The 24,216-nt window shown below is 66.2% G+C and carries 22 protein-coding genes; 10 read left to right on the top strand and 12 right to left on the bottom strand.

Annotation, left to right across the window (positions count from 1 at the left end; translation table 11 throughout):
• Positions 1–52 precede the first annotated feature (52 nt).
• Positions 53–1,129 carry a bifunctional DNA-binding transcriptional regulator/O6-methylguanine-DNA methyltransferase Ada gene (gene ada, locus A9O65_RS10165; RefSeq protein ID WP_244534425.1) on the top strand — a complete coding sequence of 359 codons (1,077 nt, stop codon included), beginning with the start codon at positions 53–55 and terminating at the stop codon, positions 1,127–1,129.
• Here ada and A9O65_RS10160 read toward each other — a convergent pair.
• From A9O65_RS10160 to A9O65_RS10145, 4 genes are all read right to left on the bottom strand, one after another.
• Positions 1,126–2,046 (bottom strand): LysR family transcriptional regulator, encoded by a 921-nt coding sequence (locus A9O65_RS10160; protein ID WP_064699744.1) that lies wholly within the window; start codon positions 2,044–2,046, stop codon positions 1,126–1,128. The two genes, ada and A9O65_RS10160, sit on opposite strands and share 4 nt — an antisense overlap.
• A 5-nt stretch (positions 2,047–2,051) precedes the next feature.
• Positions 2,052–3,233 (bottom strand): low temperature requirement protein A, encoded by a 1,182-nt coding sequence (locus A9O65_RS10155; RefSeq protein WP_064699745.1) that lies wholly within the window; start codon positions 3,231–3,233, stop codon positions 2,052–2,054.
• Positions 3,234–3,288: 55 nt separating this feature from the next.
• Positions 3,289–3,546 (bottom strand): hypothetical protein, encoded by a 258-nt coding sequence (locus A9O65_RS10150; RefSeq protein WP_064699746.1) that lies wholly within the window; start codon positions 3,544–3,546, stop codon positions 3,289–3,291.
• A gap of 118 nt (positions 3,547–3,664) precedes the next feature.
• Positions 3,665–4,438, bottom strand: a complete 774-nt coding sequence (locus tag A9O65_RS10145; protein WP_064699747.1) for an SDR family oxidoreductase — start codon at positions 4,436–4,438, stop codon at positions 3,665–3,667.
• Between the two features lie 501 nt (positions 4,439–4,939).
• On the opposite strand from A9O65_RS10145, the gene A9O65_RS10140 reads away from it, so the two are divergent.
• Genes A9O65_RS10140 through A9O65_RS10115 form a run of 6 tightly spaced genes read left to right on the top strand, consistent with a single transcriptional unit; the run spans position 4,940 to position 12,351 of the window.
• The gene (locus A9O65_RS10140) at positions 4,940–6,064 is read left to right on the top strand and encodes an efflux RND transporter periplasmic adaptor subunit (protein WP_064702073.1); all 1,125 of its coding nucleotides are present in this window, start codon (positions 4,940–4,942) and stop codon (positions 6,062–6,064) included.
• Between the two features lie 7 nt (positions 6,065–6,071).
• Positions 6,072–9,182 carry an efflux RND transporter permease subunit gene (locus A9O65_RS10135; RefSeq protein WP_254783070.1) on the top strand — a complete coding sequence of 1,037 codons (3,111 nt, stop codon included), beginning with the start codon at positions 6,072–6,074 and terminating at the stop codon, positions 9,180–9,182.
• A gap of 3 nt (positions 9,183–9,185) precedes the next feature.
• Positions 9,186–9,824 (top strand): CerR family C-terminal domain-containing protein, encoded by a 639-nt coding sequence (locus A9O65_RS10130; protein ID WP_064702072.1) that lies wholly within the window; start codon positions 9,186–9,188, stop codon positions 9,822–9,824.
• 34 nt (positions 9,825–9,858) lie between these two features.
• The gene (locus tag A9O65_RS10125) at positions 9,859–10,269 is read left to right on the top strand and encodes an NUDIX hydrolase (protein ID WP_064702071.1); all 411 of its coding nucleotides are present in this window, start codon (positions 9,859–9,861) and stop codon (positions 10,267–10,269) included.
• Between the two features lie 18 nt (positions 10,270–10,287).
• Complete coding sequence (locus A9O65_RS10120; protein ID WP_064699751.1) at positions 10,288–10,494, top strand: DUF3565 domain-containing protein; 207 nt, start codon at positions 10,288–10,290, stop codon at positions 10,492–10,494.
• Positions 10,495–10,521: 27 nt separating this feature from the next.
• Complete coding sequence (locus A9O65_RS10115; protein WP_064702070.1) at positions 10,522–12,351, top strand: monovalent cation:proton antiporter-2 (CPA2) family protein; 1,830 nt, start codon at positions 10,522–10,524, stop codon at positions 12,349–12,351.
• A gap of 59 nt (positions 12,352–12,410) precedes the next feature.
• Here the strand turns inward: A9O65_RS10115 and A9O65_RS10110 are convergent, their stop codons facing one another.
• The 3 genes from A9O65_RS10110 to A9O65_RS10100 are packed head-to-tail and all read right to left on the bottom strand — an operon-like array spanning position 12,411 to position 16,915.
• Positions 12,411–14,675: an ATP-dependent DNA helicase gene (locus A9O65_RS10110; protein ID WP_064702069.1), complete on the bottom strand. Its 2,265-nt coding sequence runs from the start codon at positions 14,673–14,675 to the stop codon at positions 12,411–12,413.
• Entirely contained in the window at positions 14,672–16,351 is a 1,680-nt protein-coding gene (locus tag A9O65_RS10105) for a VRR-NUC domain-containing protein (RefSeq protein WP_064702068.1), read from the bottom strand. The genes A9O65_RS10110 and A9O65_RS10105 overlap by 4 nt, the downstream gene beginning before the upstream one ends.
• A gap of 33 nt (positions 16,352–16,384) precedes the next feature.
• Positions 16,385–16,915: a retropepsin-like aspartic protease family protein gene (locus tag A9O65_RS10100; RefSeq protein ID WP_082920162.1), complete on the bottom strand. Its 531-nt coding sequence runs from the start codon at positions 16,913–16,915 to the stop codon at positions 16,385–16,387.
• A gap of 115 nt (positions 16,916–17,030) precedes the next feature.
• Between A9O65_RS10100 and A9O65_RS10095 the strand changes: the two genes are divergently transcribed.
• Positions 17,031–17,642: a flavin reductase family protein gene (locus tag A9O65_RS10095; protein ID WP_064702066.1), complete on the top strand. Its 612-nt coding sequence runs from the start codon at positions 17,031–17,033 to the stop codon at positions 17,640–17,642.
• Between the two features lie 5 nt (positions 17,643–17,647).
• Here A9O65_RS10095 and A9O65_RS10090 read toward each other — a convergent pair whose 3' ends face one another.
• Positions 17,648–19,003, bottom strand: coding sequence for an MFS transporter (locus A9O65_RS10090; protein ID WP_064702065.1), 1,356 nt, complete (start codon positions 19,001–19,003; stop codon positions 17,648–17,650).
• Positions 19,004–19,128: 125 nt separating this feature from the next.
• Here A9O65_RS10090 and A9O65_RS10085 point away from each other — a divergent pair, with 125 nt between their 5' ends.
• Positions 19,129–19,416, top strand: a complete 288-nt coding sequence (locus tag A9O65_RS10085) for a sll1863 family stress response protein (protein ID WP_064702064.1) — start codon at positions 19,129–19,131, stop codon at positions 19,414–19,416.
• A gap of 9 nt (positions 19,417–19,425) precedes the next feature.
• Here A9O65_RS10085 and A9O65_RS10080 read toward each other — a convergent pair whose 3' ends face one another.
• Positions 19,426–20,595 (bottom strand): toxic anion resistance protein, encoded by a 1,170-nt coding sequence (locus tag A9O65_RS10080; RefSeq protein WP_064699758.1) that lies wholly within the window; start codon positions 20,593–20,595, stop codon positions 19,426–19,428.
• 32 nt (positions 20,596–20,627) lie between these two features.
• A complete protein-coding gene (locus A9O65_RS10075) occupies positions 20,628–21,554 on the bottom strand; it encodes a hypothetical protein (RefSeq protein WP_064699759.1) in 927 nt (308 codons plus the stop codon).
• A 152-nt stretch (positions 21,555–21,706) separates the two neighbouring features.
• Here A9O65_RS10075 and A9O65_RS10070 point away from each other — a divergent pair, with 152 nt between their 5' ends.
• The gene (locus A9O65_RS10070) at positions 21,707–22,531 is read left to right on the top strand and encodes a helix-turn-helix domain-containing protein (protein ID WP_064702063.1); all 825 of its coding nucleotides are present in this window, start codon (positions 21,707–21,709) and stop codon (positions 22,529–22,531) included.
• 22 nt (positions 22,532–22,553) lie between these two features.
• On the opposite strand, the gene A9O65_RS10065 is transcribed toward A9O65_RS10070, so the two are convergent.
• Together A9O65_RS10065 and A9O65_RS10060 are read right to left on the bottom strand one after the other, a co-directional pair.
• Positions 22,554–23,333 (bottom strand): DUF2182 domain-containing protein, encoded by a 780-nt coding sequence (locus tag A9O65_RS10065; protein ID WP_064702062.1) that lies wholly within the window; start codon positions 23,331–23,333, stop codon positions 22,554–22,556.
• Positions 23,334–23,344: 11 nt separating this feature from the next.
• Complete coding sequence (locus A9O65_RS10060) at positions 23,345–23,977, bottom strand: DUF1326 domain-containing protein (RefSeq protein WP_064699762.1); 633 nt, start codon at positions 23,975–23,977, stop codon at positions 23,345–23,347.
• Positions 23,978–24,216: the final 239 nt, after the last annotated feature.

Below are 24,216 nucleotides of genomic sequence, written 5' to 3'. Positions count from 1 at the left end.
CCTTCCCGGTGTCCTTTACTCGACACATGGCCCACAATGAAAGGACACCGGGATGAATCTCATCATGGCACCACAGCGTCCCATCGACACCGAACGCGACCGCCGCTGGCAGGCGGTCGTGCAACGCGACGCCTCGGCAGACGGCCGCTTCGTCTACGCGGTGCTGACCACCGGCGTCTATTGCCGCCCCTCCTGTCCATCGCGCCGGGCAAAACCGGAAAACGTCTCCTTCCACGACAGCCCGCAAGACGCCGAAGCGGCGGGCTATCGCCCCTGCAAGCGTTGTGCGCCGAACGCCGCTTCGGCCAACACCCCGGTCACCGCACTCGTCGAGCGGGTCTGCCGGATCATCGAGCAGGCCGACGAGCCGCTCGGGCTGCTCGAGCTTGCGGAACGGGTCGGCTTGAGCCCTTCCTACCTGCACCATCGCTTCAAGGCCGTCACCGGCCTCACGCCTCGAGCCTATGCCAGGGCGCACCAGGCACGCCGGGTACGCGAAGCGTTGAGCGATCCGGGCATGGACATCACCCAGGCTATCCATGGCGCCGGATTCCGCTCCAGCGGCCGCTTCTACGAAAACGCCGATGCCATGCTCGGCATGACGCCGACGACCTACCAGCGCGGCGGCCCGGACACCGTCATCCGCTTCGCCGTCGGCGAATGTTCGCTGGGGGCGGTGCTGGTGGCATGCAGCCCGCGCGGCATCTGCGCCATCCTGCTGGGCGACGATCCCGACAGCCTGGCCCGCGACCTCCAGGACCGCTTTCCACAGGCCAAGCTCTGTGCCGGCGCGGATGACTTCGAGGACTGGGTTGCTCGGGTGATCGGCCTGATCGACGATCCCACCCTGGGCACCGAACTGCCCCTGGACATTCGCGGCACGGCGTTCCAGCAACGCGTCTGGCAGGCCCTGCGCGAGATTCCCGCCGGCACCACTGCAAGCTACGCCGAGATTGCCGAGCGCATCGGCTCGCCCTCCGCCGCCCGAGCCGTCGCTCGAGCCTGCGCGGCCAACCCCTTGGCCGTGGCGATTCCCTGCCATCGGATCGTACGCCAGGACGGCGAGCTCTCCGGCTATCGCTGGGGCGTCGAACGCAAGCGAGCCCTACTGGAACGGGAGGCCAACTAGCCGCGCGGCAGGGAGGTCTCGAGATACGGCGCCATCATGGCAGCGAACCAGTCCATGAAGACATCGACACGCACCGCGCGGTGCCGACGATGCGGATACAGCAGCGAGACCTCCATGCCATCGGCCCGGTGCTGGGGTAACACTTCGACCAGCTCGCCGCTTTGCAGCAAGTCATCGATATCGAAGCGCGGCACCTGGATGAGACCGAGCCCGGCTCGGCAGCAGGCGATGTAGTTCTCGGCGTTGTTGACTACGACCCGACTTGCCAGCTCGATATCCCGAACCTGTCCATGCTCGACCACCTCGAAGCCCTGCTCGCGCCCACTATGCGGCGAGGCGTAGCCCACCATGAGATGCCCCGCGGCAAGGTCGTCGACCTGGCGCGGCATGCCGTGGCGTCTCAGATAGTCGGGACTGGCGCAGTTGACCAGGGCGACCCGACCCAGCCGGCGCGCGACCAGATCACTGTCCTGCAGAGGACCGAAACGCACGACACAATCGACCCCCTCGGCCACCAGATCGACATGGCGATCCGAGGCCCCCAGCACCACCTGCAAGCGCGGATACCGTTCCAGCAACTGCCCCAGCGCCGGCGCGACGAGTCGCCTGGCCACGCGGCTCGGCACATCGACGACCAGCCTCCCCGACACTTCCTCGCTCGGTAGCCGGAACAAGCGTTCGAGCTCTTCCGCTTCCGCCACCAGGGTCCTGGCTCGCTGCAGGAAACGTTCACCGTCCGGCGTCAGCCGCACCTTGCGCGTCGTGCGGTGCAGCAGCCGCACACCGAGCGTTTCCTCGAGACGCCGCACGGCAAGCGACACGGTCGCCCGAGGCCAGGCCAGCGCCGCGGCGGCCCGAGTGAAGCTGCCCATCTCTGCCACCCTGATGAAGGCCTGCCACTGATCGATTCTATCCATGGCGGTCAGATCCGCAGCACGCCCTGACGCGACAGCATTTCCCAGCACCCCACGCCCAACAACAGCATGGCGCTGCCCCCCTGCATCAGCAGCGCACTGTGGGATGCCGTCAGGGGCAGCAGCAGTGCGGGCATCAACACCAGCCCGACCAGATGCGACAACGGTGGCCGTCCATAGACGACGAACTTGTAGATCGCCATGCCCGCCAGGAACGCCATCGGGCCGGCCAGCAGCACGCTCGTCACCGTGGCCGTCAGGTGCCCGACGGGATGGGCGATCACCAGCTCGCTGCCAACCGCGCAGAGAATCACGCTGCCCAGAATGATGACATGGACATAGTGGAAATAGGCACCGATCCGGCCGGGATCGTCGGATTCAGTGATCACCCGGGAGGCATCGCGAATGGCGATGCGGAAATACACCCACCACATGGCCACGGTTTCCAGGAAGGCCACGCCGAAAGCCAGCAGGGTGCCGAGGCGCCAGTCGCCGGCCCCCGCCAGAGTGGCGCCGGTGATCAGGATCGTCTCGCCCAGCGCGATGATCATGAACAGCGCGCAACGCTCGATCAGATGGCCGCCCTCGATGGTCCAGTGCCGCGTGTATGACCGGCCGAGCCCCGGCAGGCGGAAGCCGAACATGGGCGAGACATACTCGCACGCCACTGCCAGCGCCCACAGGATGAGACGTGTCGTCCCCTCCGCCAGGCCGCCAGCCAGCCAGAACACGGCACCGATGCATGCCCAGCCCAGGATACGCTGATAGTTCGCCGTCAAGTCCGCGAGGCCATGCCCCTTGAGGCTCCACAGGATAAACAGCGACCGCCCCACCTGCATCGCTGCAAAACAACCGGCGAATATCAGGCCCCGCTCACTGAACGCCTCCGGCAGCGCTGCCGCCATCATCAAGGCCAGGGCCATGGTGACGAACAGCACCAGCCGGATGGGCGTGGTGTCCGGGTCGAACCAGTTGGTCATCCAGCCGCTGTACTGCCAGCCCAGCCAGACCGCGAACCACAGCAACAGCGCCTGGGCCGCGCCCAGCAGGCTCAGGTTATCCAGCAGGAAGTGCGAGACCTGGATGATGGCAAAGACGTAGATCAGGTCGAACAACAGTTCGACATAGCTGACGGCGGCCTCGTGTCCGTCACGAGGTCGCATCAGCGGATGGGGACGTTCCGATGTCATGCGGACTCCTGCTCGTTGCGAAAACGACCATGACACACGTCGGCAAGGAGGCGTCTCAAGCCGAGGGCGGCACACGACGCCAGAGACGCCACCATGCCAGCCCGACAGGAATGCCGAACAGCACGGCATGAATCGCCAGCTCCTCACCGAGTGCATAGCCATGAGAGAGGCCGATGGCGAGATTCCAGCCACAGGCCACCAGCCAGACCAGCGCGAACGCCACCACCGCTGGACGCCGGTGTGCCGACGGGCAGTATCGGACGAGCAGCCATACGGCCACGATGCCTATCAACAGGATCAACAAGGTGCGCATCTGTCCTCCCTGAAGGCCAACCTCACCTCTCCCAGCCTAGTCGTTGAATCCTGTCAGACGTACCGAAGGGGCAGAGAGAAACACCGCGGCCGGACCTCCCGGCCCGGCCGCTTGCCACTCACTTGGTGGTATAGCCGCCGTTGGTCAGCAAGGTCTGGCCGGTCATCCACCAGCCATCGGTCACCAGGTGACGGATCAACGGCACCACATCCTCGATATCCGTCAGCCCCGTCTTGCTGAACGCCGACAGGGCAGCGGCACTCTTGTGGAAGGCCACGGCATCCTCCCCCTCCTGGCCATAGAAGAAGGGCGTATCCATGGGCCCCGGACCGACAGCCGTCACCGAGATGCCGCGCCCGCCGAACTCCTGGGCCGCCGCGCGCGTGAAATGCTCCACCGGCGCCTTGCCACCGGCATAGGTGGAATAGTAGGGCGTGAAAGCGCCGAGCAGCGAGGTCACCAGCGTCACGATCTTGCCGTGATCCTCGAGCACGCGACCGGCCTCCTTGAGAAAGAAGAAGGCACTCTTCGCGTTGATATCGAACATGGCGTCGTACTCGGATTCGCTGATCTCCAGCATCGGCTTCTTGAGAACCATGCCCACGGTGTTGATGGCAATATCCACCTTGCCGAACCGGCTGGACACCGCATCGAAGAGCGAAGTGACGTTATCGGCGCGGGTCAGATCGCCCTGGAACAGCTCAGCGTCGGCGCCCAGCGCCTGGACCGCCTCCCGGGTTTCCTCGGCGGCCTGGCGCGTGCCATCGCTGTTGTAGTGAATGGCCACCGCACCGGCCCCGTTTTCCGCGAGATCCCGCGCCAGCAGGCCTCCCAGGTTCTTGGCGCCGCCAGCGATCAGGACCACCTTGCCGTCAAGCGTACGATCCACCATGAAGCCTCCTTTCTATACCGAACAATGACGGTAACGAGTCTAGAAGGCCTCACCGACAAGATAATTCATGCTGTCTGACAGCAGCATCCAGACATCACCAACAATCCATGAACGAGTGCCATGCCCTTTCGAGCAACGTACCGTCCATTTTTTCAGAACAATATTGATTCTCACCCGCTTTTATGGCTAATGTACGGTCGAAGCATGGCGTTGATGGCAAGCAAGGAGGTTCTCATGAGTGAGCGCAAGAGCGTCATCAAGCGCGTCTACGTCCCCACGCACGTGCGCCAAACCCCCAATGGCGACCGTGTCACGGTGCCTGGGCACTACCGGAAGCTGGAAGACAGCTGACATACCGACGCCCCGAGATAACGACCGGAGTCTGGCGGGGACTTCCGCAGTCTTTTGTTTCTTGCGATTTAATCATTTGATTAATACACTACCTCGAGACGTCGGCCGCCTTGACGGCGTTTGACCGTTTCACTCTCGAGGATCGCTACCATGCCCCCCACGCATCGACCGTCGGCCCTTGCCACGCTCCTGTGCGGACTCGCCGGTCTCGCCTTGCTGCTGACCGGTTGTTCACCGGACACTTCATCCGCCACCGAGATACCGACCGTGGTGGACAGTCACGTGGTCCAGGCCGGCAACGCCACCGACATCAGCCGCCTTTCGGGCCGGGTCAAGGCCGCCGAACACACTACCTTGAGCTTCGAGATCGCCGGCAAGCTAGAGCGTGTCGCGGTCGACGTGGGCGACCCTTTCAATGCTGGCGAGCCCCTGGCGACCCTCGATGACGAGCGCTATCGTCTAGTGGCACAGCAGCGTCGCGCCGAGGCACGCGAGGCCGAGGCCTCCTTGATCGAGAAGCGCCAGGACTACCAGCGCCAATCGAGCCTCGCCGAGAAGGGCTACGTCAGCGATACACAGCTTGATACTGCCCGAGCGGGGCTGGACACCGCCGAATCACGCCACGCCTCGGCGGTCGCCGCCCTGGAGCTTGCCGAGCGCGATCTCGCGCAGACGACCTTGACCGCGCCCTTCGATGGCTCGGTCAGCGCGCGCCAGGCCGAGCCATCGGAGCGGGTCGCCGCTAACCAGGCCATTCTCGAGGTCATCTCCGACCGAGAAGGCTTCGAGGTGGAAACCAGTGTGCCCGAGACCCTCATCGATGCCCTCTCGACCGGCTCCAACCACAAGGTCAGCTTCCCCGCCCTGGGCGGCATCACGGCCCCGGCCACGCTCACCCAGCTGGGCACCCAGCCTCGCTCGTCCAACAACTATCCCGTCATCCTGGCCCTGGATGAGCCACCCAAGGGGATACACGCCGGCATGACCGCCGAGGTCGAGCTATCGCTGGCCGGTTCCGCTCGCGACGCCTCCGTTCTGCCCATTCCCCTTACCGCCCTGGTCTATGACGACGATCAACGCACTCACGTCCTGCGCATCGACGAGGACGAGCGCCTGGAAAGCGTCGAGGTGGCGGTGGTCGACATCGGCGAGGGGCACGCCAAGGTGCGCGGCGAGTTGGCCCCGGGCGACCGGATCGTCGCCAGGGGCACCGAATTCGTCGATCCGGGCCAGACCGTGAGCCTGCTTGGCCAGGGTCCGGAACGCTATAACTGATGCGACCATGACCAGGGCCTCCATGAACCTCAGCCAGCTCGCCCATCGACGCCGTCCCGTTCTCTACCTGGCCACCGTGGTGGCCATGCTCTACGGCATCTTCAGCTATTTCGCCATGCCTGCTCGGGAAGACCCGGAGATCACCATCCGCGAGGCGCTGGTGACCACCGCCTATCCGGGCCTGCCGGCGGAACAGGTGGAGCAGAACATCAGCAAACCCCTGGAAGAGAGCATCCGTGCCATCGGCGAGGTGGAACGCATCCGCTCGACATCCATGCGTGGCCGCTCGATCCTGCATGTGGAAATCAAGGACCGTTACTTCAATCTCGAGCAAATCTGGGACGAGTTGCGCAAGAAGGTCGAAGCGGCAACCCCGAAGCTGCCCGAGGGCACCCAGGACCCGGTCATCAACGATGACTTCGGCGATGTCGCGGTCGTCACCGCGGCACTGACCGCCGACGACTTTCCCCAGGCCGATCAGCAGGAGATCGCCGAGCACATCCGCGCCGCCCTGTACGGTGTCGAAGGCACCAAGCAGGTCGAACTGCTCGGCGTTCAGGAGCAGCGTGTCTTCATCGACATCGCCGAGGCACGCCTCGCCGAACTCGACCTGTCGCCCTCCGAGCTGGCCAGCCAGATCCAGGGACGCAACATCTACCCGCCCGGCGGCGTGCTGGACAGCGGCGAGCAACGCCTGGCCCTGGAAGTGACCGGCGAATTCAAGAGCCTCGACGCCCTGGGCAACACCGAGATCCAGCTACCCGAGGGCGGCACCCTGAGACTGCGCGACCTGGGCGAGATCCAGCGCGGCTACGAGGACCCCGCCAACCGCACCGCCTACTTCAACGGCAAGCCGGCCATCGTCTTCGCGATCTCCATGCTCGAGGGCGAGAGCGTGCTCGACTACGGCCACTCCATCGAGGCACGTCTGGACGAATTGCGCGAGACGCTGCCGGCGGGCTACGACCTCGACATCATGACCTTCCAGCCCGAACAGGTCGCCAACGCCGTCTACGGGGTCACGTCCAGTGTCATGCAGACACTGGTCATCGTGCTCGCCGTGGTAGTGCTGTTTCTCGGCCTGCGCACCGGCCTGATCGTCGGCTCGATCATTCCCGCGGTAATGCTGGTCACCCTGGCCATCATGGGCCTGACCGAGATGACCCTGCAGCGTGCCAGCCTGGCCACCCTGGTGATCGCCCTGGGGCTGCTGGTGGACAATGCCATCGTCATCGCCGAAGACTTCAAGACGCGCCTGGAGGCCGGAGCCACCCGCGATCAGGCACTGTCCGAGACCGGCGGCGAGCTGGCCATGCCGTTATTTTCCTCGACCCTGACCACCATCCTGGTCTTCCTGCCGCTGATGCTCGCCGAGCATGTTGCCGGCGAGTACACCCGCTCGATCTCGATCGTCATCGCCATCACCCTGCTCAGCTCCTGGTTCCTGTCGCTGACGGTCACCCCGGCCCTGTGCCACCGGTTTCTCAAGCTGCCGAGCGTCGCCCGCGACGACACCGCCCCGAGCCTCTCCGACCGATTGTTCCGCTGGATGTCGGAACGCTACGCCCGGCTGCTGCGGCGCGTGCTGCATCACCGTGCGATCTTTCTGGTCATCATGGGGCTTGCCATGGTGGGCGGCGTGGCGATGATGCAACTGGTGCCCCAGAAGTTCTTTCCCGACTCGGACCGCAGCCAGGTCCTGGTGACCATCGACTTCCCCTCCGACATCGCCGCCAACGCTACCGACCGGCGCGTCAGCGAGCTGAGCGAGGCCTTGCTCGAGGCCCCCTCGCTGCGTGACGACCTCACCAGCGTCGCCGCCTACTCGGGCTTCGGCGGCCCGCGTTTCGTTCTCTCGCTGACGCCCATCGACCCGGCGCCCAACAAGGGCTTCATGGTGCTCAACGTGGCCGACCGTGACCGTGTCGATGATGTGATCCACGACACACGTCACTACCTGGCCACTCACTACCCGGACATCTCGCCCCAGGTCACCCGGATGTTCCTCGGCCCCTCCGACAGCTCCCTGCTGCAGGTGCAGGTCAAGGGACCGGACCGAGAGACCCTGTTCAGCGCGGCCAAGAGGGTGGAATCCATCCTCGCCGGCGTCGAGGGCGCCCTGGACATTCGCCAGAGTTGGGAAGCACGTATCCCCTCGCTGACCATCGACGTCGACCAGGCCCGGGCACGCAACGCCGGCATTACCTCCGAGGACGTCGCCCAGTCGCTGAGCGGCGCCATCGACGGCTACCACCTCAGCCACTACCGCGAAGGCGACGACATCATCCCGGTGATGATGCGCTACGACGAACGGCAGCGCGCCAGCATCGAGCGCCTCGAATCTCTGACGGTCTATCCCGTGGAAGCCGCCGGCGAGGGCGTCCTCCTGAACCAGATCGCCGACGTGCGCCTGGACAACGGCTATTACCGGATCGACCGCGAGAACCTGGTACGCACCATCACCATCGAGGGGCGCAACCGCCACTTCACCGCCGAGGACATGGTGTCCCGGGTCGAGCCGGCCCTGCGAGCGCTCGAGGATGAGTTGCCACCCGGTCACTGGATCGAGTTCGATGGTGTGGTCAAGGAATCGGCAGAAGGCCAGGCAGCGCTACAAGCCAACCTGCCATTGTGTCTCGGCCTGATCTTCATTCTGCTGGTGGCCCAATTCAACTCCTTCAAGCGCCCCCTGTTGATCGTCGCCACCATTCCGCTGGTGATCGTCGGCGTGGCACTGGGACTGCTGGCCACCCGGGCCGACTTCGGCTTCATGGTGATGCTAGGCCTCTACAGTCTGGCCGGCATCATCATCAACAACGCCATCGTGCTGATCGACCGCATCGACATCGAACGCCGGACCCTGGCTCCCGAGACCTCTGCCCGCGATGCCGTGGTGCGCGCCTCGGCGCGTCGACTCAGGCCAATCCTGATGTCGGCGATCACCACGGTACTGGGCTTTCTGCCGTTGATCATCGGCCATGACCCGCTGTTCTACGGCATGGCGGCCGCCATGGCCTTCGGACTGGGGGTCGGTACCATCATGAGCCTCGGCGTCGTGCCGGTGCTCTACACCCTTTTCTTCGGCATCGACACGACCGAACGCAACGGAGCCACCTGAGCCATGCCCACCGAAGACTCGACCCGCAACCGCCTGATCCAGGCCGGCATCCGGTTGTTCGGCGAACACGGCTACAAGGTCACCACCACCCGCATGCTGGCCGACGAGGCGCAGGCCAATATCGGCTCCATCGCCTATTACTTCGACAACAAGCACGGTCTCTACCTTGCCGCGGCACGCTACATCGCCGGTGCCCTGCGCGAACGCCTGGACATCCACGAGCCAATCACCGTGCCCGACGACCGCGAGACCGCCCGCGCGACCCTCGAAGCCATCGTGCGGCGCATGGTGCGCACCTTTGCCACCGACACCGAATGCCGCCACTGGCTGTTGATGGTGATGCGCGAACAGCTGCATCCCAGCGAAGCCTTCGATATCCTGCAGAACCAGGCCTTCGGCGTGGTCCAGGCGACATTGAGCCACCTGATCGCCCGCCTCACCGGACGCGCCGCCGACGACCCGGTCACCGCCCTCGAGACCCACACCCTGGTCGGCCAGATCGTGTTCTTTCTGATCGCCCGGGAGCCCTTGCTGCGGCGCCTTTCCCTCGAGACCTTCGATACCGACACCCTGGCCACCATCGAAGACCTCGTCGTCTCGCACCTGAGCCTCTACGACGCCCGCCATGACGATCGACGATGATAGAATGGCGCGATCGTCATCCCTGGAGTTCGCCATGTCAGCCGCCACCGCGCCCACCCTGCATATCGCCGCCGCCCTGATCGAGGATGAAAGTGGGCGACTGCTGCTGGTCCGCAAGCGTGACACCACCGCCTTCATGCAAGCCGGAGGCAAGATCGAACCACAGGAGTCGCCGGCCGATGCCTTGTCGCGGGAAGTGTTCGAGGAACTGGGGTGCCGCCTGCGCCATCTCGAGCCACTCGGCGAGTTCACCGCCCTGGCAGCCAACGAGCCCGGCCACTGGCTGTGCGCCCACCTGTTTCGTGTCGAGCTGGACGGCCCACCCCGCGCTGCCGCGGAAATCGCCGAATTGCGCTGGGTCTCGCCCGACGACGCCGCCACATTGCCGCTGGCGCCCCTGACCCGGGACGTGGTACTGCCCCGTGCCGGCGTTCCGGCGGCCTGATGCTTCACGAGCCACCGGATGCAACAGGCGATCATCGGCTATCATCGCGACGAGGAGGGCCATTGGGTGGCCGAGCTCGCCTGCGGCCATGACCAGCATGTCCGGCATCAACCACCCTGGACCGAACGCCCCTGGGTACTGACCGAACACGGACGGCGCTCACGGCTCGGTCTCGCCCTGACATGTCGCAAGTGCGAGCGTGGCGAGCCCCGGGACCGACATTGAGTGCTTGCCCATCAACGGAGTGACCGCGTGGCCATCGACCTGTTCTACAACTGCCTGATCTTCCTCGCCGCCGCCGTGTTGATCGTGCCAATGGTCAAGCGCCTCGGGCTCGGCGAGGTCCTCGGCTATCTGATCGCCGGCGTCGTCATCGGCCCTTCGGTGCTGGGCCTGGTGCCCGATGCCGAGGCGGTACTGCAGTTCTCCGAGGTCGGTATCGTCTTCCTGCTGTTTGTCATCGGACTGGAACTCAAGCCGGCTCGCCTGAAGCTGATGCGCAAGCCGGTATTCGGGTTCGGTGGCCTGCAGATGCTGATCACCAGCCTGGTGCTGGGCGGTCTTGCCCTGATGCTGGGACTGTCGCCAATCGCCGCCCTGGTGGCAGGCTTCAGCCTGGGGCTGTGCTCCACGCCCCTGGTGCTCCAGTTGCTCGGCGAGAAGGGAGAACTGACCACACGCCATGGGCGTCTCGGCTTCGCCCTGCTGCTGTTTCAGGACATGGCCGCCATCCCGGTGCTGGCCGCCATTCCCTTGCTGGCCGGCGGTGCCGCCATGGCAGTCGGCTGGGACAACATGCTGCGCGACGCCCTGGTCGGCGCTGGCGCCTTCATCGCCCTGATCGTCGGAGGGCGCTACCTGCTGCGGCCGCTTTTCCGCTTTGCCGCAGCCACCCGCAGCCGAGAGGTGTTCGCCGGCACCTCGCTGCTGGTCGTGATCGGCGCGGCCCTGTCGATGGAACTGGCCGGCCTGTCCATGGCGCTCGGCGCCTTCATTGCCGGTGTGCTGCTGGCCGATTCGGAGTACCGGCACAGCATCGAGGCCGATATCGAACCGTTCCGCGGCCTATTGCTAGGGCTGTTCTTCATGGCCGTCGGCATGACCGCCCAGATCGGCCTGCTGACCGAACGTCCCGGCCTGGTGCTGGGCCTCACAGCGCTGCTGCTGGCAGCCAAGTGGACGAGCGTGGTGATCACCGCCCGTGCCTACGGTACCGACTGGCGGGATGCCCTGAATCTCGGCGTGCTGCTCTCCCAGGGTGGCGAATTCGCCTTCGTCCTGCTTACCGCCGCCGGTGCCGCGACCCTGCTGGCTCCCGACCTGGTCGGGCTGCTGGTCCTAGTCGTCTCGCTGTCGATGGCCGCCACGCCGATACTCTTCCAGCTTCATGTCCGAGTGGTGCGGCCACGCTTCGCACCACCCGCGCCGAAGCGCGAATACGACCGCCCCGCCGATACCTCGCCACAGATCATCATCGCCGGGTTCGGCCGCTTTGGTCAGGTCATCGGACGCACGCTGCAGGGGCTGAACATTCCCTACACCATCCTCGACATCAATGCCGAGCACGTTGCCTTCGTGCGCCGCTACGGCAACGAGATCTACTTCGGCGACGCCTCTCGGCTCGACCTGCTGGAAGCCGCCGGCGCCGACCGGGCCCGCATTCTGGTGATCGCCATCTCCGATGTCGAGGCATCGCTGCGCATCGTCCAGCGCGTCCAGCGCCGCTTCCCGCAGCTGCGGCTGTTCGCCCGCGCCCGCAATCGCCATCACGCCCAACTGCTGATGCGCGCAGGCGTCCAGGACATCGTCCGCGACCTGCTGCCGGCCAGCCTCGAGTTGACCCGGGAAGTGCTGGTCGCACTCGGTATCGACCGCCAGCGTGCACAGCACACCGTGGACACCTTCCGCCACCACGACACGACCACCCTGATGCGCCAACTGGAAACCTTCGGCGACGAGGCTCAGCAGATCCAGACCGCGCAGCAGGCCGCCAAGGAACTGGAAGAATTGTTCGAAGCCGACGAAGACGTGGTCACCGAAGCGCCAGCGCCAAGCACCAATACACCGGATACGCATCATTGAAGGGGTAAGAGGTAAGGGATATAAGACGAGCAGTATGCTGGCAGGTCGTAGCCCACCAGCTAGACCTGCCACCAATCCGGCAACAGCGCCCGATTCTCCCGCCGCGCGAAGCGGTCGTCCATCAGCACCACCACGCCCCGGTCACCGGGGCCGCGAATCACCCGCCCGGCGGCCTGCACGACCTTGATCATCCCGGGCACCCGATAGGCATAATCGTCCCCGCGTCCAAAGCGGGCCTGAAGCCGATGCTTGAGCGCTTCGTTGATCGGGTCCAGGGGCGGTAGCCCCAGGGTGACGACAAAAGCCCCCACCAAGCGTTCGCCCGGCAGGTCGATACCCTCGGCGAAGGCGCCGCCAAGCACCGCGAAGGCAATGCCACTGCCGCCGGGCGCGAAGTCGGCCAGAAAGGCCTCGCGCTCCGGCTCGCTCATGCCACGCCGCTGGGCTCTCACCGGTATCTTCGGGTGCTCGGCTTCGAGCCGCGCCCGGGCCGACTCGAGATAGGCAAAGCTGCTGAAGAAGGCCAGGTAATGTCCCGGCCATCGACGGTACTGGGCCGCCAGCTCCTCGACGATCGGCCCCAGGGATGCCTCACGATCCTTGAGGCGAGTCGAGATATCGGCGCGGCAACGCACTTCCAGCTGTTCGGCATCGAAGGGAGACGGAACCCGACGCACCACGCTGTCGGCCGGCAAGCCCAGCAGGTCGCAATGATACTCGGGCGGACTCAGCGTCGCGGAGAACAGTATCGTCGCGTATGCCGAGGCGAAACGCGGCGCCAGGAAATCCGCCGGCACCAGGTTGCGAATCCCGAGCTCTGCCTGGCCACGACCGCGCCGACGGAGCTCGCAGAGGGAATGATCGCCGAAACGCTCTGCCAGTCGAGCGAAGGCCAATGCCTCGAACAGAAAGTCGCGCAGGGCCGGATCGCCTCCCTCGGGGTGCTCGGCCAGATAGTCGCCGACCGCCGAAACCGTTCGCTGCAGGACACCGAGCCAGCCGTCGGGCATCGTGGCCAGGGCCTGCCATTCGGTCTCCGGCATGTCGCGCAGCAGTTCTCGCCAGCGCCGTACCAAGCGCCCCAGCGGGCGCTTCAGCGCCGGTGGCGCCTCGCGATGCAACCGATTGAGCCGCTGCTGGGACAGGCCTGCGCTGTACATGCCCCTTGCCCGTTCCACCAGGTTGTGAGCTTCGTCCACCAGCAGCGCCAGCCGCCAGTCGTCGGCCTGGGCGAGGCCATGCAGCAAGGCGCCGTCATCGAAGTAGTGATTGACGTCGCCGACCAGCACATCGCACCAGCGCGCCAGTTCCTGGCCCAGATAGTAGGGGCAGACCTGGTGCTCCAGCGCCAGCTCACGCAGGCTCTCGCGGTCCAGCCAGCCACGTTCGACCGCGGTCTGACGTGCCTCGGGCAGTCGATCATAGAATCCGCGGGCCAGCGGACAGGATTCGCCATGGCAGGCACGGTCCGGATACTCGCAGGCCTTGTCCCGGGCCACCAGTTCCAGAACCCGCAGTGGCAGGCGCGTCTCATCCCTGGTGTCGGCACCGAGCGACGACAGGGCATCCAGCGCCAGCCGCCGCCCCGGTGTCTTCATGGTCAGAAAGGCCAGCCGGTCGATGTGGCGACGTGGCATGGCCTTCAGGGTGGGGTACAGCGCGCCCAGGGTCTTGCCGATACCGGTGGGCGCCTCGACCAACAGGCAACGGCCGCTCGCCGCCGCCCGGTAGACATCCTCGGCGAGCCCGCGCTGCCCGGGCCGAAAGTCGTCGTGGGGAAAGGCGAGACCAGCGAGTGCCGTGTCACGCCGCGCGCGATGCTTCGCCTCGCGCTCCGCCCACGCCCGGAAGCGCCGGCACAATCCCGCCAGGAAGCCGAGAAGCTCGCCGGCCTCGGCGTCTCGGGTCAGCACCGTTTCAGTGCCGGTGACAATATCCAGGTAGACCAGCGCCAGGGTCACCCGTGTCAGCCCCTCGGCCTCGCACAACAAGGCACCATAGACCGAGACCTGCGCCCAATGCAGGGCGCGCTGATTGTCCCCCATGCGGGCCAGATCACCACGGTGGGTCTTGATCTCCTCGACTCGCCGAAGGTGCGGGTCGAAGCCGTCGGCACGCCCAGCGACGACCAAGCCCTCCAGGCGTCCCGAGACAGCCACCTCGGCCCGATAGCCCGCCGCCCGGCGGGCGACCACCCGGGCATGCCCCTCGATGCCTTCGCGAGCGCTGGGTGCGGGCGTGAACCGATGATCCAGATCGCCCTGACGGGCGGTGAACTCGCACAGCGCACGCACCGCCACTCGATATCCCTCGCCCGTCGTCATGGCGCCTCCCGCCACGTTACATGACACACCGCCGCCGGCATGTCCTCCGCCTGGAAGAAGCGTAGCCAGCGGCGTTGATTGTCCTGCAGACGATCCCCCAGCCCCTTGACCTCGATCAACCGATAGCCCGGCGCTTCGCCATCCGGCAGGAACTGGATCAGGTCGGGCAGCCCGGAACGGTTTGCCATGGGATCGGCCAGCAGCCGCTCGAAGCAGGCCCGCAGGTGCGTGGGCGGCAGGCGCGCCAGAGCGAGCTCGACCAGCGGCCGCGATAGCCGCTCCCAATGGACGAAGGTCGCGGCCAGCCCGTGCTTGGACTGCCAGCGGTCGAGGATGCTACGGCGATACCGCCCGTCGTCCAGCTCGGCCAGGCAGGCGTCGAACCGGTCGCGGCGGCGTGCCACGAAGTCCTCGCGCCCCAGGTCTGCCGGCCCGACCTGGAAGGGATGGAAGAAGGCGCCGGGCAATGGCGCGAAGATCGCGTCCCAGCACAGCAGGCCGAACAACCCGCAGATCAGGGCGTTTTCCACGAAATGGACCGGCGCCTCGGGCCCGGCCAGATGCTCGGCCACGGCCAGCTCCACTCCGCTGGCGTGGGGCGACAACGCCAGATCAAAGCGTTCGGAGGGCACTTCCGGCTTCCGGCCTGGCGGCGTCAACCCGAGCCGGCGACACAGCCTCGGTCGAAGGCGCGACAGGGCTTGGGCCTCGTGCTCGCCGACCGGAACCGCCCGCTCGAGCAGGGCATGCGCAAGCGCGTGCTCGCCACGCCGTTCCAGCAGGCGCAGCCGACGAATGCGCCCCTCGCCCTCCCCAGCCCGTTCAAAGTACGACAGGGCCGCATCCACATTTCCCCGGCGCTCGGCTTCCCGCCCCAGGCGCACCAGCAAGCGCGCCCGCCGACTCGCCAGCCAGGCGTTGCGCGGCGGCGCCTCGTCGAGACGCTTCCCGAGCTCCAGCGGACACTCGCCCTCGTCGAGGCGCTCGCGCAACCGATGAAGGGCAAGGTAATCATCGACTTCCTCCCGGCAACCGAACGCCCGCGAGCCGGCATCGAAGGGCACCGTCTCGAAGCGCTGCACGCCCAACTCGGCCAGCACGAATTCCGACCAGTCCTGGCGCATATTACCGAAGAACATCAGGCGCAGACGGTCGCACAGCGGCATCACCGCCAGACGCACCAGGCGATCCGGCGCCTCGGGCCACCACTCGGTCAACGGCCGCGACCGGGTCAGGTGAGGTTCCAGCGCCTCTCGCAACACCGCCTTCCCCTGCGAGCGCGACAGCCCGGCAGCCGCGATCTCCCCGGCCAATGCCTGACGCAGTTCGGGCAGTCGCAACTGGCGAAATAGTTCCCCGACATCGCACTCGGGATCGTCCTCGACGAAGCCAGCTTCCAGCAGCGGCGACAGGGCCGGCTCCAGCGCACCGATCTCGGCGTACTCAAGACGCGAGTGCCGAAAGACCTCGCCGCGACGCATCACCATGCGCACCAGCAAGGCTCGGGACGCCACCGGCAGCCGGGGAAAGGTCGCGAGGAAGGCCCGCTCGGCGTCGTCCAGCAGGTCATCGTGCCGCGCGGCGACCCAGTCCAGCACGAACTGGAAGTTGCTCAGGTAGTAGCGCGGGTCATCGAGGGATGCCGAGACGCGTTCAGTGGAGGAGATGCTGTTCATACGTACAGCATAACAGGCTCACCACGACCGGCTCTATTCCGAGGAGACGTCGGCCGGCACCCGCAGGGTCAGTCGGTCTCCGCTGATCGCAATATCGAAGCGCCCCAGGTAGCTCATGCCCAGCAGGGCCCTGTCGCCCGCCAATCCGTTGCTGATGGAGCCGCGAACCTCCTGCGCGGTCAGGCCACCCAGGCTGACCGTGTCGAGAGTGGTCAGATGGCCTCGCGCCCGACCATTGGCCGTGGAGAACCAGGCCTCGCCCTGACGCTCCAGGTCGAGTCGCTCGGCCAGAGAGCCGGACACCGCCACGAAGGTGGCGCCGGTATCCAGCAGGAAGGGCACCGGCTCGCCATTGATGCGCCCGGTGGCGACGAAATGCCCCGAGGCGTTGCGCTCGAGCGTCAGCGTTTCGCCGGCTTCGACATTGACCAGATGGGCATTCGGATTCTCACGGCGCTCCAGCATGCCCTGCAGCCACCAGGTGCCGAGACCCAGCAACAGCGCCCAGAACAACAGCATCATGCCGAGACCGAATCGCCTCACCTCACGTCGCTCGTTCCCCACGATTCCTCCTCGGCCCTTGCCACCCCGACACGATGAGCGCCCCCACCACTATGACACTGGACCCGGGGCGTGGCCCATGCTGGGATGAGGGCTTTCCACCGCCGCGGAGACCGACATGTCAGCTACCCGGAAGGCCAGCGAACTCGGCGCCGACCTCCTCTACCGATTGTTCTCGGGCGCCATCGCGCCGCGTCCCATCGCCTGGGTCTCGACCCTGGACTCAGCCGGCAACGCCAACCTCGCCCCCTTCTCGTTCTTCAACGTGGCCAGCGTCGACCCGCCCGTGCTGGCCTTCTCGCCATTGCTGGACGGCCAGGGCGCGGCCAAGGATACCCTGCACAATCTCGACGAGGTGGCGGAATGTGTGGTGCACATCGGCGGAGAAGCACTGGCCGAGCCGCTCAATGCCACCAGCGCCAGCCTGCCCCGCGGCGATGACGAGTTCCTGCATGCCGGCCTGACCAAGACCGCCATGCCGGGATTGCAGGTTCCGCGCATCAGCGAAGCACCGCTGGCCTTCGGCTGCCGAGTACGCGATGTGATTCGCTTCGGCGACCGCCCGCGCTCGGGCAATCTCGTGCTGGCCGAGGTCGTGGTGGTGCATGCCGACGCCGACGTCTGGGATGGCCACCACGTGAACATCGAGGCGCTGCGCCCCATCGGCCGCCTCGCCGGTGCCGACTACAGCCGCACCACCGACCGCTTCTCGCTCGAGCGCCCCCGATAAAGGGGTTACCCGCCATTACGGGCTTCCCAGTCTCTGGCGGCCTGCATGCCGCGCGTCTGGCTCACGCCCAGGCAGATCACAATGGCGATGATGAACAGCGCCGCGCACAGCAGGATCGAGGCCTGCAGGCCGACTACCGACTGCAGCAGGCCCAGGCCGATGATGCCGACGACGCCGGCCAGCTTGTTGGCCAGCCCCCAGAAGCCGAAGAACTCGGCGGCCTTGCGGCGTGGCGAGAACAGGCCTACCAGGGCACGGCTGGCAGACTGGCTCGAGCCGAGGCTGAGGCCCGCCAGGCAGCCAACCACCAGAAAGAGGTGCTGTGCCTCCCAACCGAGACCGAGGTGCGCGTTGAGCCAGGCGGTAAGTTCGGGCGTGGCCCAGATCGCCAGGATCGCCGCGACCCATAGTGCCAGGGTGATCAGATAGGTCACCCGGGTGCCGATGCGATCCTGGATGGCGCCGAAGCCCAGGGCACCGGCGGCCGCGGTGATCTGGACGATGATGAACATGACATTGCGGATCGCGGCGTCCCAGCCGATCACCTGGGCCCCGTAGATGAAGGCGAAGGCGATGATGATGTAGACACCGGCCATGGAGAACAGCAGAGAGACCAGAAACAAGCCCAGGTCGCGAAACCGCCGCAGCTCGTGCAGGGTCGTGGAGACCCGCTGCCAGGCGATCCGATGATAGGGCAGCCCCGGCGGTTGCGGCGTGCCGCGCTCGCGCAGCCACAGGAAGGTGGGAATGGCGGCGAAAAGGAAGAAGGCGGCGGCGAAGGGCCCTACCCAGCGTATCCGGTCGAAGTTAGCGGCGGTGGCCTCGCCCAGCGCTACCAGCGTGAAGCCGGCGGCGAAGAGCCCGCCCACATAGCCCAGCGCCCAGCCGAAGCCCGAGATGCGGCCCAGTGCTTCCGGCGGCCCCAGGTCGGGCAGGAAGGCGGCGATGAAGGACTCGCCCATCGAATAGGCATAGTTGGACACCACGATCAGCACCAGCCCCAGCACCACGTAGCCGGGCGCCACGAAGTAGAGCATGGCGGTGGCCCCGATGGTGGCCAGATAGCTGGCGAACAGAAACCGTTTCTTGTCGGCCCGATAGTCCATCACGGCGCCACACAGCGGGCCGGTGATCACCACCATCAGATAGCTGATCGCCAGCGCCAGGCTCCACAGGAAGTTGGCCAGTCGATAGTCATCGCCACGATCCCCGACGATCACCGTGGTGAACAGCTCGCCGAACACCACCGTGATGATCAGCAGGGTATAGGCCTGGTTGGCGAAATCGAACATTGCCCAGCCGAGGATCTCCTTGCGCGAGGCCCAGGGCTTCGCAGCGGCATCGGCGGTCGTTACGCTCATGAGGGCATCCCTGTCGAGAAAGGCTCAAGATAGCAGGCCTGGCGCGCAACGTGCCATGCTCAGGGAACTCATGGCGACCTTCGGGATCGTCAAGATGAAGAAGTCAACGCCCGACGGAGGACCCCATGAATCAACGTGACGCCTTTATCGAGCGCCTCAAGGACAGCCTCGCCGAATGGAATGCCGAGATCGAGGCGCTGGCCGCGCGGGCGCGCCAGGCCGGCGAGCAGACCCGCGAGCGCCATCAGGAAGACATCGACCGCCTGAAGGCGCGCCGCGACGAGGCACGTCGCCGGCTCGACGAGCTTCAGGCCTCGAGCGAGGAAGCCTGGGATGACATGCGCCTGGGGGCTGACGAGGCCTGGGAACACTTGCGGGACGCGTGGAAAAAGGCGAGTTCTCGCTTCAAGTGAGCCAGACGCCTAACGCGTCTCGTCGCTGGCCGACTCGCCCCGATCCAGACGCTCGGTTGCCGAACGCCCCCGCTGGGCCAGACCTTCCAGCCGCTCGATCTGCGACGCCAGCTGGGGCAAGGCATCGCGGCGATAGTGCGCCAGGTCGTCGATCGCGCCCATGACATCGCCAAAGGCGCGTTCCAGCGACTGCATGTCCAGCGTCGCCGAAGACGCCCGGGTCTGGATGTCCACGCCCTGGCGCTTCAGGGCCTCGGCGGTGCCGGCGATGGTCTCGGAGGTGGCGGCATTGAGCGACTCGATGCGTTCCAGCACCAACCGCTGATTGGCCAGCGCCAGGGCCACCGTCGCCGCCACGCTGAGCGCCGAGACGGTGACGTTGATCGCCCGATCCACGCCCCGCATCAACTCGCGATTGTTGCGGATGATCACCTCGAGGGCCAGCACGCCCTGCTGGCTGACCGCCTGCTGCTGCTGGAGATCGAGGATTCGCTGACGCAGGGGGAACAGCAGTTCTTCCTCGACGAAACCACGCCGCTGCTCATCGAGTTCCGGCAAGGCGCTTTCCAGGCGTGAGTCGATCGCCCGCCCCAGGGCGACCTGGCGCTCCAGTTGATCGAGCGTCTCGCGCAGGGCCTGCTGGTCGTCATTCAGGGTGATGTTGTCGCGCGCCAGCCGGTCCCGACCGCCTTCCAGGTCGGCAATGATGGCATCGAGCGCTTGCTGGGCCGTCTCGAAGCGCTGGAAATAACGTTGCAAGCGAGTGCCCATGCCCGGGATGAAGCGGCGCAGCCGGTCCAGCGGCCCCGGCTCCAGGCGATGGTGACGCGGGTCCAGCGAGTTCATTCGGCCTCGCAACTCGCCCAGCGCCTTGGCCACCGGCCCGCCATCCTCGCCTTCACGGGCCAGCTGGTGCAGTGGCGTCTTGAGCATCTCGCTCTGATGGGCGGCCTGACGCTGAAGGTCCAGTCCCATTTCGTCCACCGCCCGGCGCTGCTCGGCGGCGGCACCGGCGTTGTCCCCCAGGATCTCCTCGACGAAGGCCTCGGCCGTCGCCTCGAGCTCGGGATCCAGGGGCTCTCGATGGTCCGCCCCGTCCCGTTCCAGCTCCTCGGCAATGCGCTCCACCGGCGGCAGCGACAGGCGGCTGCCCGGTTTATCCGCGGAGGCGTCAGTCATGGCGTTTCTCCCTTGTCAGCCAGGCACCTTGCTCAGTCAGACGAGCGCGGCGTCTGCCCATAACGTTCGGCGCCTTCGATGAAACGCCGCAGTTCGTCGCAAGCGCGCTCCGCGCCCAGCGCTGCCTTGGGCCGGCCCGTGACCACCCGGGACAGCCTCACCGCGGCATCGTCGAGCGCCGTCAGGGCCGCCTCGTTGCGAGCCGCGAGACGGCGCAAGGCAATCTCGGTCTCCTCGATCAGCGCCAGCCGCCGCCGCAGGGCCTCGGTCTCTTCGGCGGACAGGCGCGTGGCATCCTTGGCGAGTCGACGGCGTACATAGTCGACATCCATGCCACGAATCCCCTTCGCCCGATCGACCATGGCGTCGAAATCGTCCACCGCCCCCAGGCTGACCTGCTCGATCAACGAACGCGCTCGCTCGAAGGCCAGCTCCCCAGGCTCGAAACGCGCTTCCAGTATTTCATTCACGTGCCGATAGCGGCCATGCAGGCGGTCGACTCGGGACGCCAGTTCGGACCGATCGACATCCAGCAGCTCGCCCTTGACGCGACACAGGGCCCGAACAATCTCGTCGGCGCCAAGCGGCGGGCGAGACGGCTCGAGCTCGACGACACCGGCCTCGGAACGTGCACGCTCGCGCCGCAACGCTGCCTCGTGCCGTCGCTGCTGACGACGCGAGCGCCAGCGGCGCCAACGGCGCTCCAGGGGCAGCTCGACGGCAATGGCGACCAGGCCCGCCAGCCAGCCCCAAAGGCTGGGACCGAAGCCGCCCCATAGCGATGTCAGCCACATCAACAGACTGATGAAGGGCAGCACGGCGCCGTAGCGCACCAGCACACGCCAGCGCTGCGGATGCTCGACGGGCAATGCCAGTTCGGGCTTCACCAGGCCGACCAGGCACCACGGCGGGCAAGTGAGGAACAGGCCATAGGCCGCTCCCTGCAGAAACTCCAGCATGGTGTCGTCGATCCTCCCCTTTTACGCATTCGGCCCCATCATGATGCGGTGCCGGGCGCCGCTTAGCCACCCCGCATTGCAAGGCGGCTCACCGAACGTCGCCGTGATATGCTGCCGGGAGCGTTTCGTCCTCCAACAGCACGGTTATTCTCGTGACCCCTACCGAGCATCTCGCCAATGCCACCAGCCTGACCTGGCACCGTCAGCTGGCCCGCCTGTTCCAGGCCGCCGCCGGCAGCGGCTTTCCGAGCCTGCTGGAACAGACACTGCGCGAACTGGTCGGTTTCGACACCATCCTGATCAACACCTACAAGGGACAACGGCGGCCACTACTGATTCACGACAATTACCCGCCGACGTGCCGCGAACAGGGCATCGAACGCTATCTGAGCCAGGCCTACCTGCTGGATCCCTTCTTCAAGGCCGTGTACGACGGCCTGGAGAGTGGCGCGTACCGCCTGCGCGAACTGGCGCCGGACCGCTTCGAGAGCAGCGACTACTATCATCACTATTACCGCACCCTGGGACTCACCGACGAGATCGGCCTGTTCGCCAGGGTCGATACCGACGTGGTCATGGTGGTGTCGCTCGGGTTTCGCGAAGACGCTCCCCGGGTCACCCGCCGGGACCTGCTGGCGTTGCGGCACATCGCGCCGGTGCTGGAGGTCCTGCTCGGCGAGTACTGGAAATGGCAGGAGCACCGCTTCCACCAGTGTCTCGACGAACGGGAACCGGTGGAAGAGGCCTTCGACAGCTTCGGCCAGGAGAGCTTGACGACACGCGAACGGCAAATCGTGCGCCTGCTGCTGGCCGGCCACTCCACCAAGTCGGCGGCCCGCGAGCTGGGCATCAGCGACGGCACCGTCAAGGTCCACCGCAAGCATCTCTACCAGCGCCTCGAGGTCTCCAGCCAGTCGCAACTGTTCCGGCTGTTCCTCGATCACGTGGCGCTGATCTCGCGCCAGCAGGGCGGATGAGTCCCCATCCATGGGGAACGCCTCAGGTCAGGACCGACCATAGAACCACTCCGCCCCAGATCACCAGCACGCCGCCCAGGAGTCGTCCCAGCCAGTGCCCGGCCGGCGCCAGCTTCTCGACCAGCACCCAGAGCGCCAGCCCGGCAATCCAGAGCAGGCTCATGACGCCGCCGACGAACAGCAGCAGCATCAGCACCCAGCAGCAGCCGAGACAATAGGCGCCGTGGTGCCATCCCATCAGCAGGGCGCCCCGCCTGCCCTCGCGCCACCGGGTGAGCACAAACTCCAGCGGTGAACGGCAATGGCGCAGACAAGCCTCCTTGAGCGGCGACCACTGGTAGAGCCCGGCACCGATCAGCACCAGCCCCGCCACGCCCTGGCTGGTGAGCGCCAGCATCGGCGACAGCAGTGCCGCCCGCTGCAATCCGTACTGCAGCAGCACCGCTGCCAGGCTGAACAGCATCCAGACGATCAGATAACCGGCAGCGAAGAAGCCCGTCGCCGCGGCAGCCTCTCCACGGGCGCGACGCCGCCGGGTCATAGTGGCATGCAGCAGAAGCATGGGGGCGGCACTGGGCAGCATCATCGCCGCCATCATCAAGGCCCACATCAACAACATCAGCCCCGCATCGAGGAGCGACCAGGCACCCCCCGTCATGGGCATCAGCAGGCTCCCGCCACGCGCCATCAGGGCAGCCTCGGTGATCAAGTAAGCCCAGCACAGAACGATGACCAGGCACAGACCGCCGAGCACCCAGCGCCGATCGTGGCGTAACAGCCGCTCAAGCGGGTTCGCTTCCATGTCGCGACCCTCTAGGCGACGACTCCCTGAGGCGTCTGGATCACATGAGCCAAGGTGCTGTGAGACCCTTGGGTCGTGAAGGCCAGCTCACCGGTACTCTCGATATCCGCCGAGGCCACCTCACCCTCGAGATGCTCGAAGCCTTCCGGCATCACGACCCGGATGCGATGAGGCTCATCGGTCACGGGATTGCGGATCGGCGCCACCCGGGAACTCAGCGCACCGGGAATTTCGATGCGAGCCGTGCGCCCGGCCAGGTCGAATTCGAACTCGATCGGCGCGACGACGGGATCGTGCAGCCGAGCCACGATCAGGCTGAAGATATGGAAGAGCGTGCCTTCGTCGGAATGCGCCCCGGAAAGAATCTCGGACAGCGCCTCCAGCTGGTTAGGGCTGGCGCGTTCGTCGATCAACACCTGAGCATCCCCGTTACCCTCATGCAGCGGCCCCGGGAACTTCACCACCACGAAGAACCCCAGGCCGTCGAGGCGTGTATCGCCGAAATGGCCGGAGGTGATGCGCATGCCCAGGAAACCCTGGCATTCCCCCTCGGTGGGAGGCGCCTGGAAGTCACAGGGACAGCCAAAGGCGCAATTGCAGTTCTTGAGCCAGTCTCCTTCGAGACGCCAGTCTTGGCGGGACATAATGGAACCCTCTCTTTAGCCGTCGGACAGCGGCCGGTGGCCGGATGGGTCGCCGGCCCGTGAGGCTCCTTCCGGGAGCAGGACATCTTTCTCCCTGTCTGACTCAGTGTAGACGCAAAGCCATCGCCTCCGGAGACTGAGGCACCACACACCATCGGCCCGATGGGCAGGGCCTTGTCTCCAGCCCCGCGCCACCGAACACAGCCCCTTCAGGGCGCAGGCGTCAGCGTCATCCACAC

The organism is Halomonas caseinilytica (assembly GCF_001662305.1).
GTDB lineage: Bacteria > Pseudomonadota > Gammaproteobacteria > Pseudomonadales > Halomonadaceae > Halomonas > Halomonas caseinilytica.
Note: the sequence above shows the minus strand (reverse complement) of the source record. Positions and strands in the feature narration are given on the sequence as shown.

Excerpts from the sequence above, each read along its gene's own strand:
- ada (WP_244534425.1), top strand. The coding sequence starts at position 53 with ATGAATCTCATCATGGCACCACAGCGTCCCATCGACACCGAACGCGAC.
- A9O65_RS10160 (WP_064699744.1), bottom strand. The coding sequence starts at position 2,046 with ATGGATAGAATCGATCAGTGGCAGGCCTTCATCAGGGTGGCAGAGATG.
- A9O65_RS10155 (WP_064699745.1), bottom strand. The coding sequence starts at position 3,233 with ATGACATCGGAACGTCCCCATCCGCTGATGCGACCTCGTGACGGACAC.
- A9O65_RS10150 (WP_064699746.1), bottom strand. The coding sequence starts at position 3,546 with ATGCGCACCTTGTTGATCCTGTTGATAGGCATCGTGGCCGTATGGCTG.
- A9O65_RS10145 (WP_064699747.1), bottom strand. The coding sequence starts at position 4,438 with ATGGTGGATCGTACGCTTGACGGCAAGGTGGTCCTGATCGCTGGCGGC.
- A9O65_RS10140 (WP_064702073.1), top strand. The coding sequence starts at position 4,940 with ATGCCCCCCACGCATCGACCGTCGGCCCTTGCCACGCTCCTGTGCGGA.
- A9O65_RS10135 (WP_254783070.1), top strand. The coding sequence starts at position 6,072 with ATGACCAGGGCCTCCATGAACCTCAGCCAGCTCGCCCATCGACGCCGT.
- A9O65_RS10130 (WP_064702072.1), top strand. The coding sequence starts at position 9,186 with ATGCCCACCGAAGACTCGACCCGCAACCGCCTGATCCAGGCCGGCATC.
- A9O65_RS10125 (WP_064702071.1), top strand. The coding sequence starts at position 9,859 with ATGTCAGCCGCCACCGCGCCCACCCTGCATATCGCCGCCGCCCTGATC.
- A9O65_RS10120 (WP_064699751.1), top strand. The coding sequence starts at position 10,288 with ATGCAACAGGCGATCATCGGCTATCATCGCGACGAGGAGGGCCATTGG.
- A9O65_RS10110 (WP_064702069.1), bottom strand. The coding sequence starts at position 14,675 with ATGACGACGGGCGAGGGATATCGAGTGGCGGTGCGTGCGCTGTGCGAG.
- A9O65_RS10105 (WP_064702068.1), bottom strand. The coding sequence starts at position 16,351 with ATGAACAGCATCTCCTCCACTGAACGCGTCTCGGCATCCCTCGATGAC.
- A9O65_RS10095 (WP_064702066.1), top strand. The coding sequence starts at position 17,031 with ATGTCAGCTACCCGGAAGGCCAGCGAACTCGGCGCCGACCTCCTCTAC.
- A9O65_RS10090 (WP_064702065.1), bottom strand. The coding sequence starts at position 19,003 with ATGAGCGTAACGACCGCCGATGCCGCTGCGAAGCCCTGGGCCTCGCGC.
- A9O65_RS10085 (WP_064702064.1), top strand. The coding sequence starts at position 19,129 with ATGAATCAACGTGACGCCTTTATCGAGCGCCTCAAGGACAGCCTCGCC.
- A9O65_RS10080 (WP_064699758.1), bottom strand. The coding sequence starts at position 20,595 with ATGACTGACGCCTCCGCGGATAAACCGGGCAGCCGCCTGTCGCTGCCG.
- A9O65_RS10075 (WP_064699759.1), bottom strand. The coding sequence starts at position 21,554 with ATGCTGGAGTTTCTGCAGGGAGCGGCCTATGGCCTGTTCCTCACTTGC.
- A9O65_RS10065 (WP_064702062.1), bottom strand. The coding sequence starts at position 23,333 with ATGGAAGCGAACCCGCTTGAGCGGCTGTTACGCCACGATCGGCGCTGG.
- A9O65_RS10060 (WP_064699762.1), bottom strand. The coding sequence starts at position 23,977 with ATGTCCCGCCAAGACTGGCGTCTCGAAGGAGACTGGCTCAAGAACTGC.